The 13,977-nt window shown below is 74.4% G+C and carries 13 protein-coding genes and 1 rRNA gene; 10 read left to right on the top strand and 4 right to left on the bottom strand.

What is annotated here, in order from left to right:
* The first annotated feature begins 6 nt into the window (after nucleotides 1–6).
* From rrf to QP089_RS39320, 4 genes are all read left to right on the top strand, one after another.
* Nucleotides 7–123 (top strand): 5S ribosomal RNA (gene rrf, locus QP089_RS39335).
* Nucleotides 124–324: 201 nt separating this feature from the next.
* The gene (locus QP089_RS39330) at nucleotides 325–1,686 is read left to right on the top strand and encodes a hypothetical protein (protein WP_285919063.1); all 1,362 of its coding nucleotides are present in this window, start codon (nucleotides 325–327) and stop codon (nucleotides 1,684–1,686) included.
* 47 nt (nucleotides 1,687–1,733) lie between these two features.
* A complete protein-coding gene (locus tag QP089_RS39325) occupies nucleotides 1,734–2,777 on the top strand; it encodes a hypothetical protein (RefSeq protein WP_285919061.1) in 1,044 nt (347 codons plus the stop codon).
* A 135-nt stretch (nucleotides 2,778–2,912) separates the two neighbouring features.
* Nucleotides 2,913–3,713: an SAM-dependent methyltransferase gene (locus QP089_RS39320; RefSeq protein WP_285919060.1), complete on the top strand. Its 801-nt coding sequence runs from the start codon at nucleotides 2,913–2,915 to the stop codon at nucleotides 3,711–3,713.
* A gap of 1,195 nt (nucleotides 3,714–4,908) precedes the next feature.
* Here QP089_RS39320 and QP089_RS39315 read toward each other — a convergent pair.
* Genes QP089_RS39315 through QP089_RS39305 form a run of 3 tightly spaced genes read right to left on the bottom strand, consistent with a single transcriptional unit; the run spans nucleotide 4,909 to nucleotide 7,629 of the window.
* A complete protein-coding gene (locus QP089_RS39315) occupies nucleotides 4,909–5,844 on the bottom strand; it encodes an MBL fold metallo-hydrolase (RefSeq protein WP_285919058.1) in 936 nt (311 codons plus the stop codon).
* Nucleotides 5,845–5,890: 46 nt separating this feature from the next.
* Nucleotides 5,891–6,283, bottom strand: a complete 393-nt coding sequence (locus QP089_RS39310) for an NUDIX hydrolase (RefSeq protein ID WP_285919056.1) — start codon at nucleotides 6,281–6,283, stop codon at nucleotides 5,891–5,893.
* Nucleotides 6,280–7,629, bottom strand: a complete 1,350-nt coding sequence (locus QP089_RS39305; RefSeq protein WP_285919054.1) for a DUF1015 family protein — start codon at nucleotides 7,627–7,629, stop codon at nucleotides 6,280–6,282. The genes QP089_RS39310 and QP089_RS39305 overlap by 4 nt, the downstream gene beginning before the upstream one ends.
* 72 nt (nucleotides 7,630–7,701) lie before the next feature.
* Between QP089_RS39305 and QP089_RS39300 the strand changes: the two genes are divergently transcribed.
* Nucleotides 7,702–8,145, top strand: a complete 444-nt coding sequence (locus tag QP089_RS39300; RefSeq protein ID WP_285919052.1) for a tetratricopeptide repeat protein — start codon at nucleotides 7,702–7,704, stop codon at nucleotides 8,143–8,145.
* A gap of 105 nt (nucleotides 8,146–8,250) precedes the next feature.
* A complete protein-coding gene (locus tag QP089_RS39295; RefSeq protein ID WP_285919051.1) occupies nucleotides 8,251–9,264 on the top strand; it encodes an HAD-IIA family hydrolase in 1,014 nt (337 codons plus the stop codon).
* 18 nt (nucleotides 9,265–9,282) lie between these two features.
* Here QP089_RS39295 and QP089_RS39290 read toward each other — a convergent pair whose 3' ends face one another.
* Entirely contained in the window at nucleotides 9,283–9,624 is a 342-nt protein-coding gene (locus QP089_RS39290; protein WP_285919050.1) for an SCP2 sterol-binding domain-containing protein, read from the bottom strand.
* A gap of 114 nt (nucleotides 9,625–9,738) precedes the next feature.
* Between QP089_RS39290 and QP089_RS39285 the strand changes: the two genes are divergently transcribed.
* From QP089_RS39285 to recN, 4 genes are all read left to right on the top strand, one after another.
* Complete coding sequence (locus tag QP089_RS39285) at nucleotides 9,739–10,068, top strand: hypothetical protein (RefSeq protein ID WP_285919048.1); 330 nt, start codon at nucleotides 9,739–9,741, stop codon at nucleotides 10,066–10,068.
* Between the two features lie 109 nt (nucleotides 10,069–10,177).
* Nucleotides 10,178–10,975, top strand: coding sequence for a TlyA family RNA methyltransferase (locus tag QP089_RS39280; protein WP_285919073.1), 798 nt, complete (start codon nucleotides 10,178–10,180; stop codon nucleotides 10,973–10,975).
* Nucleotides 10,976–11,135: 160 nt separating this feature from the next.
* Nucleotides 11,136–12,164 (top strand): NAD kinase, encoded by a 1,029-nt coding sequence (locus tag QP089_RS39275; protein ID WP_285919046.1) that lies wholly within the window; start codon nucleotides 11,136–11,138, stop codon nucleotides 12,162–12,164.
* 58 nt (nucleotides 12,165–12,222) lie between these two features.
* Nucleotides 12,223–13,929, top strand: coding sequence for a DNA repair protein RecN (gene recN, locus QP089_RS39270; protein WP_285919044.1), 1,707 nt, complete (start codon nucleotides 12,223–12,225; stop codon nucleotides 13,927–13,929).
* Nucleotides 13,930–13,977 lie beyond the last annotated feature (48 nt).

Genomic DNA, 13,977 nt, shown 5'->3' with positions numbered 1-13,977 from the left:
TGGTCGTTCGGTGGTTATGGCGGAGGGGAAACACCCGGTCCCATTCCGAACCCGGAAGTTAAGCCCTTCAGCGCCGATGGTACTGCATGGGAGACTGTGTGGGAGAGTAGGACACCGCCGGACATTTATTGGTCGAGGGTCGCCCTCCGTTTTTTCGGGGGCGGCCCTCGACGCATGTCATGGACCTGCCAAAGTAGGCTGCAGGAGTCCACGAACCACCATCAAGAACAGTGACGGACGTGATGAGCGCGGAAGAGGACGGCCGCAGCGACGAGAACCGCGAGCGGCGAGGGAAGAACGGCGGGCGGGGCACGCCCGGCCCTCGTGGAGGCGCCGGCGGTTCCGGTGCGCGCGGAAACGGCGGTCCTCGGGGATCCGCGCCTCGCAAGGGCGGTCCCAAGGGCGGCGGCGGACGTCCCGGTGGTGGCGGCTGGAAGGACCGCGACGGTCGAGGCCGGCGCGACGACCGGCCCTCTAACCGCCCGTTCCAGGGGAACGACGACCGCCGCGGGTCCGAGGGCAACGCCCGCGAACGGCGCGATGGCCGGTTCGGTGGAGAGCGCGGAGAAGGCCGTTCCAACGGCCCGCGCGGTGGCGCCGGCGGCGAGCGCAGGTTCGGCGGTAAGCCGGCCGGACGCGGTGAAGGCCGTTTCGCGGGTCCGCGCTCACCACGCGCCGGTCAGGGCACAGGCGGTGGTCAGGGCCCACGCGGCGAGGGCCGCGAAGGACGTTTCGGCGGCCGAGGGCCCCAGGGAGAGAACCGCGAGGGCCGTTTCGGCGGTCCGCGAGGCGGACGCCGCGACGAGCGATCCGGTGGTGCCCGTAGCGGCGGCCAGGGCCCTCGCGGAGAAGGCCGCGAAGGCGGCTTCACTCCGCGTGGTGAAGGCCGCCCTGGTGGTCCCCGTGGTGAGCGCCGTGAGGGCGGTTTCAGCCCGCGTGGCGAGGGCCGTTCCGGTGGCCCGCGTGGTGAGCGTCGTGAAGGTGGTTTCGGCCCGCGTGGCGAGGGGCGTCCTGGCGGCCCGCGTGGTGAGCGCCGTGAGGGCGGCTTCACTCCGCGAGGTGAGGGGCGTCCCGGTGGTCCGCGTGGTGAGCGTCGTGAAGGCGGTTTCAGCCCGCGTGGTGAAGGTCGTTCCGGTGGCCCGCGTGGTGAGCGCGGTGAGCGCCGTGAAGGTGGCTTCACTCCGCGTGGTGAAGGCCGCCCTGGCGGTCCCCGTGGTGAGCGCCGCGGAAGCGGCTTCGTTCCGCGTGGTGAAGGTCGTCCTGGCGGTCCGCGTGGTGAGCGGCGTGAAGGCGGCTTTGGTCCGCGTGGCGAAGGCCGTGCTGGTGGTCCTCGCGGTGAGCGGCGTGAAGGTGGGTTCGGTGGTGGCCGTGGGCCGCGCGGGGCGGGCGGTGAGGCGCGCTCCGGCGGGCCTCGCGGGTCCCGGCCCGGCGAGCGGCGGTCTGAGGGGCCGCCGAAGGACCGGCGGTTCCAGGACCGTGACCAGCGCGGCGGGCGTCCCGGTGGGCCCCGGCAGGAGCGGCCGGGGGGACGTCGGTTCGAGGGCGACCGTGAAAGGCCCCGGGGCGAGCGTGACGGTGCGTTCCGCGGTCGCGGGCGTCCAGAGGAGGCCGAGCGCGAGCGTCCGGCGCCCAAGCACGACGACCCGCTGCTGCCCGACGACGTCACTGGCGACGAGCTGGATGTAGAGGCGCGCGAGGAACTGCGGACGCTGCCCAAGGACCTGGCCACGCGAGTGGCGCGCCATCTGGTGATGGCCGGGCGGCTGGCCGAGGACGAGCCGGAGCAGGCGTACAAGCACGCCCGCGCCGCGCGCCGTCTCGCGTCCCGCGTCGGCATCGTCAGGGAGGCCGCCGGCATCGCCGCCTATCAGACGGGCGACTGGGCCGAAGCGCTCGCCGAACTGCGGGCGGCGCGCCGGCTGGGCGCGGGCGACGACTCGTACCTGCCGGTCATGGCCGACTGCGAGCGGGGCCTGGGACGTCCCGAACGCGCCCTCGACGTGATCAAGTCGCCGGAGGCGGATCGCCTCGACCAGCTGGGTCGGGTGGAGTTGCGCATCGTCGAGTCGGGCGTGCGCCGCGACCTCGGCCAGTACGACGCGGCCGTCGTGACGCTGCAGGTCCCCGAGCTCCGCGACCGACGGCTGAAGCCGTGGTCGGCACGGCTGTTCTACGCCTACGCGGACGCGCTCGTGGAGGCCGGCCGCGAGGGCGAGGCGTCCGACTGGTTCGCGCGTGCTGCCGCCGCCGACCGCGACGGTGAGACGGACGCCGCCGAACGGTACGCCGAACTCGAAGGCCTCCACATCCTCGACACCGAGGATGGCGACGAGGAGATCGCCGAGGACGCCGCTCTGCCGGAGGAGACGGAAGAGTCCGTGGCTGTCGACGAGGCGTCGAAAGAGGTCACGGCAGACGACGACGGGGTCGACGACGCCGTATCCGCGTCCGAGGAACCGGCCGAGGAACCGGCCGAGGAACCGGCCGAGGAACCGGCCGAGGAACCGGCCGAGGAACCGGCCGAGGAACCGGCCGCGGAGGCGCCGGGCGCCGGGCCCGAGGCCCCGGTAGAGGACAGCGCGCCCGAGATCGTCACCGCGAAGGACATCCAGTTCAAGCCCGCGGATCCGGAGATCCTGGAGCCCGCGCCCGGCGGGGTCCACGAGGCGCCCGCGGTGTTCCTGGAGCCGAAGACCGTCGCGCCCGACCAGACCGCCGAGCCGGGCCTTCCCGCGGAGGCACGGGACGACGACGAGGGCCCGCCGGCAGGCGAGTGACCACCCGCGTTGGGTTTCCGGACCGACCTGCGACGGTCCGTTCGGAAACCCAACCCGCGGGTGCTCGGCGCCAGAAATCGGGTGAAACGCCGGAAAAACGATCTTTCTCCGGGGCTCGCGGCTAGGCTGTGCCGCATGACCGGCGAGGAAGAGATCGCGCCCAAGGGGATCGACGTCGCGACCCCGCACATCGCGCGGATCTACGACTACTGGCTCGGCGGCAAGGACAACTTCGCCTCCGACCGGGCGGCCGCGGAGCAGGTGATGCTTGCGACGCCGACGATCAAGCCGGGCGTCACCGCGAACCGGGCCTTCCTGAGCCGTGCCGTCCGGTTCATGGTCGGGGAGGGCGTCACCCAGTTCCTCGACATCGGCACCGGCATCCCCACCGCGAACAACACGCACATGGTCGCGCAGGACGCCGACCCCGAGAGCCGCGTCGTGTACGTCGACAACGACCCGATCGTGCTCACCCACGCGCGGGCGCTGCTGTCCGGCGTCACCGCGCCCACGGCGTTCGTGGACGCCGACCTGCGCGACACCGGCCGGATCCTGGAGGAGGCCGCGCGCCTGCTCGACTTCGACCGTCCCGTCGGGCTGCTGCTGATCGCGGTGCTGCACTGCGTCCCGGACGACGACGACCCGCGCGGCATCGTCCGCACGCTCCTGGACGCCCTGGCGCCCGGCAGCTTCCTCGCCATCACCCATCCTGGCATCGACCAGCTGCCCGAGCAGATGGCGGCCGCGGAGGACGCCCTCACCAAGGCGATGGGCTTCCGCGTCACCTTCCGCACCCGCGAAGGGGTCAGCGCGTTCTTCTCCGGGCTCGACCTCCTCGACCCGGGCGTCGTGCCGCTCCAGGACTGGCGCCCCGAACCGGACGCCAGTCCGTCTCCCACGACCGGCATGTGGGGCGGCGTCGCACGCAAGCCCTGACCACGACGGGCACCCCGGCAGCGCGGAGACAGCGGCCTTTCTTGGGCGGCGTCACCCGGTTATCGGGCGGCCACAGGGCGAACGTCGGCTCAGTGAATCCGCGCAGCGCCTCGGTGTTCCGGACAGTGGGGCAGGACCAGGCGCCGGCGGTGAACGCAAGCCGCTCGACTTCCTCGACGTCGACGTCCTCGGCGCGCAGCAGCCGCTCCTTGGCCGCCGCCCTGAACACGTACTCGCCCAGCGACCCGTCCGACCGCGTCACACGGTGCCGCTGCGTCGGCAACGGCTCAGGCGGCGGAGACGGCGGATCGGATTCGGCGAACCGGTTGCGACAGTGGGCGAACAGGTCGCGGTGAACGCCGGTGTTCCGTAGCAGCGGCTCGGCCCAGCGGCGGAAGGCGCCGCAGCGACCCGATGCGCAGTCGGCGCAGGACGAGTCGCAGCACGCCGGGCGTCCGGGCGGTGATGGAGATCCTCGTTCCAGCAGCCCGGCCGGGAAGTTGCGGACGCCTTGCACCAAGAATCACCTCGCTGGGAGATGCGCTGCTCGAGCCCGTCGGCGGTGCACCCCGCCAGCCGGCGTGGACGAGCGTGACGCCGTCCAGGACGAGGGCGTCGAGGAAGCGGACGCCGATTTGGAAGAGATAGGCGCGCGTCCCGGCGGTGTGCGTCCAGCGGCAGGGCGGTCGCAGGAAGGTGAGGCCCTCCGGCAGCGGGCGCCAAGACGTGGACGAGTATGTGCCCCGGAGGCATCGTGACGGGTGAGGGCGCCCGACGCTGAGCCGTTCCCGCCGGAGCTGGTCGGCGTGGGTGTGATGGGCGGCTGGGGGCGAGGAGGGCACCTGTTGCCAGCCGGACGCGGATCATCCAGGCCCGAGGCACGCAGTGCCATGTACGCGACCCTGACCGTACTCGAAGACGCGTTCGGCCTCGGTAGCGGTCTGCCGTCTACGCAGCCCTTCCTGGATGCCGGTCGCCGCCTACGTCGTCTCGCTCGTCGAGCGGGCCGCCGACCTGTCGCACACGAAACCTTCAGTGCTGCGGACCGCTCCGCCTGACGAAGGTGAAGTCCTTCGGCGAGAACTCGTCGAGGAGGCCGCCTACGTCCCGCAGACGAGCCCTTCAGCGCCATAGACCGTTTCGCCTCACGAAGGTGAAGTCCTTCGGTGAGAAGAAGACGACGCGCCACCCACTGTCACGCGTGGCGGTCGAGGGCGTGCATGATGCCTGCGACGTTGTTGGCGGGGCTGTTGAGCACGTCGTACTTGGCGGCCAGCTCGGGGTCCAGGTCGGCGTTGTTGATGGCGTAGCGGTCCTTGGTGCGCTCCACCACCATCGCGACGGCGTGGTCGAGTTCGAGGCCCTGGTCCTTGGCGGCGCGGACGGCGTCCACCCACACGCGCAGCTCCTCCGCGGAGCGTTCCAGGGTGCTCTCGACCTCGGTGACGGGGCCGTAGTGCGCGAACAGCAGCCGCTGCGGCCCGAGGTCGCGGAACTTGCCGAGGGACGCCAGCGCCGTGTCGAGGTCGAAGTCGGGCGGCGGGGTGGCGGGCCGGACGTCGGCGGTCTCGGGGATGTAGATGCCGGCGGCGTCGCCGACGTACAGGTCGCCGGTGCCGGAGTCGACCAGGCCGACGTGGTGCTTGGCGTGGCCGGGGGAGTAGTGCGACTCCAGCCGGCGGCCGCCGCCGAGGTCGACGACGCCGGTGTCCTCGACGGCGCGGATGCGCGCGGCGTCGGTCGGCTTCAGCTCGCCGAACAGGGTGTCGAGGGCGTCGCCCCACACCATCCGGGCGCTGCGCATCAGGCGGGACGGGTCGGCGAGGTGCCGGGCGCCCTTCTCGTGCACGACGATCTCGGCCTGCGGGTACAGCCCGGCGATGTCGCCGACGCCGCCCGCGTGGTCGAGGTGGATGTGGGTGACCACCACGCTCGCGAGGTCGTCCGCGCCGACGCCGAGCTCGTCCAGCGCCCGCCGCACGACCGGCGCCGATCCGGCGGTCCCCGGTTCGATCAGGCACGGCCGGTCGGAGCGGATCAGGTACGCGGCGGTGATGCCGGAGTGGCCCGCGAGGAGGGTGTCGATCTCGTAGACGTCTCCGCCGAGCGGCGTGATGTTCGAGGAGTCCATGGGCAGATCATCGCCCCCGGCGGCCCGGCGCGGCCACCCGGGGGAGTCAGGTCAGGCGGCCGGCCGCGTGCAGGTCGTCGAAGATCAGCCGGTCGACGGGCGACACCCGGTCGCGGTCGGCGTACCCGAGCCAGACGACCTCCTCGATCTCGCTGGCCGGCGCGAGGGTGCCGGTGTAGCCGGCGGTGTAGCAGGTCATCCGGACGGTGACGCCGTCCGCGTGCCCGTGCGCCTGCGCCTCCCAGGTGCCGAGGTGCGCGACCGTCCCCGGCAGGACGTCGACGGTCAGCTCCTCCTTGATCTCGCGGGCGAGGGTCTCCGCGTCGGACTCGCCGGCCTCCCGCTTTCCGCCGGGCAGGTAGTAGGCGTCCTTGCCGCGCGAGCGCGTGCTGAGGACGCGGCCCCCGTCGAGGAGGATCCAGGCGATCTTGTCGATCATCGTTCGCTTTCCGGGTCGAGGAGGCGGAGGACGAGGCCCGTGCGGGGTTTCGGGCCGAACGAGGTGGACTTGCGCGGCACCCGCTCGCCGCCGTTGGCGACGGCCAGGACGTCCTCGACCTTCAGCGGGTTGAGCACGACGGCGGTGCCGCCGGCGCGACGGGCCCGGTCGAGGGCGGCGGACGGGTCGTCGTGCACGACCTCGATGGCGTTCTCGTTCTCGGGGACGTTCCACAGGCTCGCGATGAGCAGGTGGTCGAGGATCGCGGTGTCCAGGCTGCGCCAGCGCGGCGAGTGCCCGGACGGCATCACGCGGGCGAGCGCGGCCGGATCGGGCTCGGTGAGCAGGTGCAGGCGTTCGCCGCCGCCCAGCAGGAACGCGGGGCCGTGCGCGTCGCCCAGCGCCCGCACGGCCCGTCCCTCGTCCTCGAAGGCCGTGACGGTGAACGCCTTCCGCGCGCGCTCGACGGCGTCGGCGGGGGCCAGGCCCGGCAGGACGCGGTGGATCGCGCCGAGATGCGGCGGGAACCGCGTCGAGTCGACGAGCAGCGCGAGGCCCCGGTCCCACGGGCCCGGCCCGTCGCCGGCGGCGTGGTGGCGCGCCTGCAGCGCGCGGTAGGTGGCGTAGCGGTGGTGGCCGTCGGCGATCAGCGCCTGCTTGCCGCGCAGGTCCGCGGCGATGCGGGCGTGCAGGGCGGGGTCGGCGATGCGCCACAGCCGGTGCGTGAGGCCGTCGTCGGCGTGGAAGCCCAGCAGCGGCTCCTCCCGCGCGGCGCCGTCGACGATCCGGGCCGCGTCGCCGCCGCCCTCGTACACCAGGAAGATCGGCTCGAGGTTGGCGCGGGCCGCCGCCATCAGCGCGAGCCGGTCGCGGACCGGGCCGGGGAACACGTTCTCGTGCGGCAGGACGACCCCGTCGGCCTCCGCGCGCAGCCCGAGCGCGCCGATCAGGCCCCGCTGCAGGACGGTGCCGTCCTTGGCCGCCTCGTAGACGTACAGGGCCGGCTCGGGGTCGGTGGTGAGCACCCCCTCGGCGAGCCAGCGGCGCAGCGTCTCGCCCGCCTCCCGGTAGCTCTCCCCGGCGGCGCGCGGCATGTTCAGCCGGACGATGTTGTGCCCGCCGCCCGACCCCGACAGCAGCCGGCCGACCTCCGCGTCGTCCACCAGGTCGTAGGGCGGCGTGGTGACCGCGGCCAGGTCGCCCGCCACCTCGGGGACGAACCGGATGCCGCGGAACGGCGCCAGCTCCAGCCCGCCGCCCGTCGCGGGGCCCGCGGACCCGAAGATCCGGGCGCTGAACTGTTCCGGTCCGAGCCCGGAGGGGAGGTCGTCGTCCACTGTGGGCATGGTAATCAGCGACGGGCCCCCGCGCGTCGGCCGGGTACCGTCGTGGTGATCAAGGTCCGATGGGAGGTCCACATGAGTGTTGAAGGACCGGGACGCCCGGACGATTCCCAAGGCGACGACCCCGGCGGGCATCCCGCCGCCCCGGGCGGAGGGGTCTACGAGTGGTACACCCGGGGACTGGAGCTGCTCCGCTCGGGCAGCGCCGCGGCCGCCCTGCAGCTGCTGACCCGGGCGGCGGAGACCGAACCGGGCTCGCACAGCATCCGCGAGGCGCTCGGCCGGGCCCAGTTCGGGGCGCGGCAGTTCGGCGCGGCGGCCGAGAGCTTCCAGAGCATCGTCGAGGAGGAGCCTGCGGAGGACTACGCGCGCTTCGGGTTAGGGTTGTCGCTCAGCCGGATGGGCGACTTCGAGGGCGCGGTCGAGCATCTCGCGCTCGCCGCGGCGATGCGTCCGGAGAACCAGGACTACGCGCGGGCGCTGCGGCACGCCAGAGCGACCCTCGCGTCCCGCAGGTGATCTCGGCCCCGGTCCGGCCCCCCGTCCAGCCCCCGAACGAGCTGTGCCCCCTGAACGAGCTGTGCCCCCTGAACGAGCTGTGCCCCCCGATCCGAGGAGCGTGCGATGAAGGGCAGTGACCGTCCCCTGAGCGAGGCGTACGACGTCGCCCTGCTGGACCTCGACGGCGTCGTGTACGTCGGGCGGCGCCCCGTCCCCGCCGCGGCCGAGTCGCTCGCCAAGGCCCGCGCGGCGGGGCAGCGGCTGGCGTTCGTGACCAACAACGCCTCCCGGACGCCGTCGGCCGTGGCCGCGCTCCTCAACGACGTCGGCGTCCCCGCCCGCGCCGACGACGTGGTGACCTCCGCGCAGGCCGCCGCGCGGCTGCTGGCCGAGCGGCTGCCCGCCGGGTCGGAGGTGCTGGTCGTCGGCGGGATGGGGCTGCGGCACGCCCTGTACGCGCGGGGCCTGCGCCCGGTGTCGGTCGCGTCCGGGCGCCCGCCCGCCGTGGTGCAGGGCTACGATCCGCGGCTGTCGTACGGGCTGCTGTCCGAGGGCGCCCAGGCGGTCGCCATGGGCGCCCTGTTCGTCGGCTCCAACCGCGACCTGACGATCCCGGGCGGCGGCGGTCCGCCGCATCCCGGCAACGGCGCGCTGCTGCGCGTGATCAGCTCGGCCACGGGCGTGGAGCCGATCGTCACCGGCAAGCCCGAGCGGCCGCTGCACCACGAGTCGATCATCCGGACGGGCGCCGAGCGGCCCCTGGTCGTCGGCGACCGGCTCGACACCGACATCGAGGGCGCCCACAACGGCGGCGCCGACAGCCTGCTCGTCTTCACCGGGGTGACCCATCATCTGCAGGCCCTCACCGCGCCGCCGAACCACCGCCCCACCTACCTGGCGCCCGACCTGACCGGACTGCTCGTCCCGCACCCGGAGGTCGCGCGGGACGGCGGCCGGCACGCCTGCGGCGGCTGGACGGTGCGCCGGGACGGCGACCGGTTCGAGGTCTCCGGCGGCGGCGAGCCCTACGACGGCCTGCGCGCCCTGGCGTCCGCCGCCTGGGAGGACGCGGCCCCGCCGGCGGCCGAGGCGCTCAGCGGCGCTCTGGACGCCCTGCGGCTGCCCGGTCCGCGCTGACCGGGCCGGGCGATCCGGTCACAGCAGCCGGCGCAGCCGCAGCAGGTCGAACACGCTGGCCTCGACCTTGAGGCGCCCGGCCGCCCACGCGGTGGCCGGGTTCAGCCGGTCGTGCGCCATGGCGACGAGGTCGTCGCTGTCCACGGTCAGGCGGACCTGCGCGGCGGCCGGGTCGGCGGCGGGCTCGAACGGGTCCAGCCCGCCCACGTGCAGCCGGGTGTGGTAGGCCAGCCCGAGGTCGGGGATGCGGCAGCTGATCGTGCGCTCGACGACGTGCTCGGCGAGCCGGTCGGCGTCCACCTGCGCCAGCCGCGCCGCGATCCGGTCGAGCGCCGTCCGGCAGTCGTCCTCGTTCGCCATGGTCAGGCCGTTCCCCGTTCGATCGGCAACGATGTCGTCCTGGGACGGTAGCGTTCGCAGTGGGCGCGCGGCGACTCGCCGCCCGCCCAGGGGACTCCAGGGGAGGTACACGTGATGTCCGACGAGCCCGCGGCGGTGCCGGATCCGGTGCCGGTCCCGGCGCCCGTCCCGGCGGCCGGCACCGGTGCCGGCGAGCGGCCCGGTCTCCCGGCCGCGCCGCCGCCCGAGCCCACCGGCGACCCGCGGGTGGACGAGGTCGTCGCGCGCCTCGGCGAGCTGGCCGGGCGGCCCGTCCCCGAGCATGTCGAGATCTTCGAGGACGTCCACCAGCGCCTCCAGGACCTGCTGGCCGGGGCCGAGCGCGCGGAGGGCCCCTCAAGTCAGCCGGGTCCGCCCGCGCCGCGGCGCCCCGCTTTCCCCGACTCCCTGCGCCCCCGTCAGTGAGCCCGCTCTTGCGAAGCACACCATCGACGAACACCGTTCTGCGAAAACCGTTGCGAGCGAGCTCGCCGCGCGGCCTGCGGTGGTCCGCCCGGTGCGCGGAGGCGGCGTGATGAGGCGGCGGCTGGACGCCGAGCTGGTGCGGCGCAAGCTGGCCCGGTCGCGCGAGCACGCGAGCCAGCTGATCGCCGACGGGCGGGTCCGGGTCGGCGGGCAGCGGGCGGCCAAGCCCGCCACCCAGGTGGAGGCGGCCGCGGCGATCGTCGTGGACGAGGCCGGCGCCGGGCCGGAGTACGTCTCGCGCGGCGGCCACAAGCTCGCCGGCGCCCTGGAGGCGTTCGACGGCCTGGAGGTCGAAGACCGCGTGTGCCTGGACGCGGGCGCCTCGACCGGCGGATTCACCGACGTCCTGCTGCGCGCGGGCGCCGCGCACGTGTACGCGGTCGACGTCGGGTACGGGCAGATCGCATGGTCGTTGCGGACGGACGAGCGGGTGACGGTGATGGAGCGGGTCAACATCCGCGACCTGGAGCCCGGCATGCTCGGCGGCGCGCGGCCCGGCCTGGTGGTGGGCGACCTGTCGTTCATCTCGCTGAAGCTGGTCCTCGGGCCCGTCCAGCGGTGCGCGGCCCCGGACGCCGACTACGCGGTCATGGTGAAGCCGCAGTTCGAGGTCGGCAAGGACCGGGTCGGCGCCGGCGGCGTCGTCCGCGAGCCGGAGCTGCGCGCCGAGGCGGTCCGCGGGGTCGCCGGGCACGCCGCGACGCTCGGCCTCGGGGTGCTCGGCGTCACGGCGAGCCCGCTGCCCGGGCCGTCGGGGAACGTGGAGTACTTCCTGTGGTTGCGGGCCGGCGCGCCGCCGCTGGGCGACGCCGACCTGGAGAAGGCGATCGCGGAGGGCCCGCAGTGATCGCCCGGGCGGAAGCGGCCGTACAGAGGGCGTTCAGGAGCAGGGCGTGCGGGAGCACGGCCGCCGGGAACGCGCCGTGCGCCGCGGGAACGCCCGCACGCCGGGCGTTCGTCGAGAGGACGTCGGAACGCCGGATCGGGCCGGGGAGTGGGGCGAGGGTATGAGCAAGAGGTCGGTGCTGGTCGTGGCGCACACCGGGCGGCCGGAGGCGGTCCGCAGCGCCCAGCTGGTCATCGAGCGGCTCAGCGAGGCCGGGATCTGCGTCCGGGTGCTGGACCGCGAGGCCGAGGACATCGGCTGCGCCGGCGTCGACGTGATGCCGAGCACCGCGGCCGCCGCCGAGGGCGCCGAGGTGGTGATGGTGCTCGGCGGCGACGGCACGCTGCTGCGCGCCGCCGACCTCACCCGCGCGTCGGGCACGGCGCTGCTCGGCGTCAACCTCGGGCACGTCGGGTTCCTCGCCGAGGCCGAGCGCGACGACCTCGCCGCCACCGTCGACCGCGTGGTGACCCGCCGCTACGACGTCGAGGAGCGGATGACGATCGACGTCACCGTCCGCCGCAACGGCACGCTGATGGGTGCGACATGGGCGCTGAACGAGGCGAGCATCGAGAAGGCCGAGCGGGAGCGGATGCTGGAGGTCGTCGCCGAGATCGACGGCCGCCCGCTGTCGAACTGGGGCTGCGACGGCGTGGTGTGTGCCACCCCGACCGGGTCGACGGCGTACGCGTTCTCCGCCGGCGGCCCGGTGGTGTGGCCGGAGGTCGAGGCGATGCTGGTGGTGCCGATCAGCGCGCACTCGCTGTTCGCCCGCCCGCTGGTGGTGTCGCCGCGGTCGCTGGTGGCGGTGGAGGTGCTCGCCGACACCCCGCGCGCGGTGCTGTGGTGCGACGGGCAGCGGACGCTCGACCTGCCGCCCGGCGCGCGGGTCGAGGTGCGCCGCGGCGCCGAGCCGGTGCGGCTGGCCCGGCTGCACCTCACCCCGTTCACCGACCGGCTGGTCACCAAGTTCGGGCTGCCGGTGACGGGCTGGCGCGGCCGGGTCCGGCAGCCCGCGACGCCGTCCCCGGCCGAGGAGGAGCCGCAGGTCACCGGGGCCGAGACCATCGGCGGCGGAACCGGGCCCGCGCCGGCGGAGTCCGATCTCGCCGGGACGGACGGGGGAGCATCGGGCGCGCAGAGTGGATAATCTCCACAGGCGCTGATCGGGGATTCGTTTGCGGAGGGTTGTGACGCTGGTGCGTCCGATGGTCGATGAGGTGCGGATCCAGGGCCTCGGCGTGATCGACGAGGCCGTGCTCGATCTGTCGCCGGGGTTCAACGTGGTGACCGGCGAGACCGGGGCCGGCAAGACCATGGTGGTGACCAGCCTGGGGCTGCTGTTCGGCGGCCGCGCCGACCCGCAGCGGGTCCGGCCGGGCGCGGGCCGCGCCACCGTGGAGGGGCGCATCGTCGTCGACCCGGGCGGCCGGGTGGTCGAACGGGTCGAGGAGTCCGGCGGCGAGCTGGACGACGGCGCGCTGATCGTGACCCGGTCGGTGTCGGCGGAGGGGCGCTCGCGGGCGTTCCTCGGCGGCCGGTCCGTCCCGGTGAGCGTGCTGATCAACCTCGCCGACGACCTGGTCGCCGTGCACGGCCAGTCCGACCAGCAGCGGCTGCTGCAGGCCGGGCGGCAGCGCGGCGCGCTGGACCGGTACGCGGGCGCCGCGCTCACCAAGCCGATGCGCGCCTACACCAAGGCCTACCAGCGGCACCGGCAGGTCAGCGCGCTGCTGGAGGAGCTGACCACGCGGTCGCGGGAGCGGGCGCAGGAGGCCGACGTGCTCCGCTTCGGCCTGGAGGAGATCGAGAAGATCGACCCCAAGGAGGGCGAGGACGTCGACCTCGCCGCCGAGGAGGAGCGCCTCGGGCACGCCGACGCGCTGCGCGGCGCGGCCGACACCGCGCACCAGGCGCTGCTCGGCGACGCGGCCGACGCGCTGGAGGCCGCCAACGTCACGAGCCTGCTCGGCCAGGCCCGCAACGCGCTGGAGGCCGTCCGCGAGCACGACGCGGAGCTGGCGGCGCTGGCCGACCGGCTCGCCGAGGCCGGCTACCTGGTCTCCGACGTCGGCACCGACCTGGCGTCCTACGCCGAGTCCGTGGACGCCGACCCGGCGCGGCTCGCGGTCGTCCAGGAGCGGCGCGCCGAGCTGACCTCGCTGGTCCGCAAGTACGGCGGCGAGGAGGGCACGGTCGCGGAGGTGCTGGAGTGGGCGCGCCGGTCGGCGGCCCGGCTGACCGAGCTGGACGGCGACGACGACCGCATCGAGGAGCTGCGCGCCGAGCACGCCGAGCTGGCCGAGCGGCTCGCCGCCGAGGCCGCCGAGCTGACCGCGGTCCGCACCCGCGCCGCCGAGCGGTTCTCCGACGCCGTCACCGCGGAGCTGACCGCGCTGGCGATGCCGCACGCCCGCGTGGCGGTCACCGTCACGCCGACCGGCGACTACGGCCCGCACGGCGTCGACGAGGTCGAGGTGCGGCTCGCCCCGCACCCCGGCGCGCCGCCGCTGCCGCTGCACAAGGGCGCCTCGGGCGGCGAGCTGTCCCGGGTGATGCTGGCGATCGAGGTCGTGTTCGCCGGCGCCGACCCCGTCCCCACGTTCGTGTTCGACGAGGTCGACGCGGGCGTCGGCGGCAAGGCGGCGGTGGAGATCGGCCGCCGGCTGGCGCGGCTGGCCCGCAACGCGCAGGTCATCGTCGTCACGCACCTGCCGCAGGTCGCCGCGTTCGCCGACCAGCACCTGCTGGTGGAGAAGTCCGACGACGGCACCGTCACCCGCAGCGGCGTCACCGCGCTGGACCGGGAGGGCCGGGTCAGGGAGCTGTCCCGGATGCTCGCCGGGCTGGAGGACTCCGAACTCGGCCGGGCGCACGCCGAGGAACTGCTGGCCATGGCCGCCGAGGAGCGCTAGGGGACGGGCCAGGGCACGCGCCAGGGAACGGGCCGCGAACAGGGGGAA

It is taken from the genome of Actinomadura opuntiae (assembly GCF_030283205.1).
Taxonomy (GTDB): Bacteria; Actinomycetota; Actinomycetes; order Streptosporangiales; family Streptosporangiaceae; genus Spirillospora.
The sequence above is the reverse complement of the archived record's forward strand: the minus strand, read 5'-3'. Positions and strand labels throughout refer to the sequence as shown.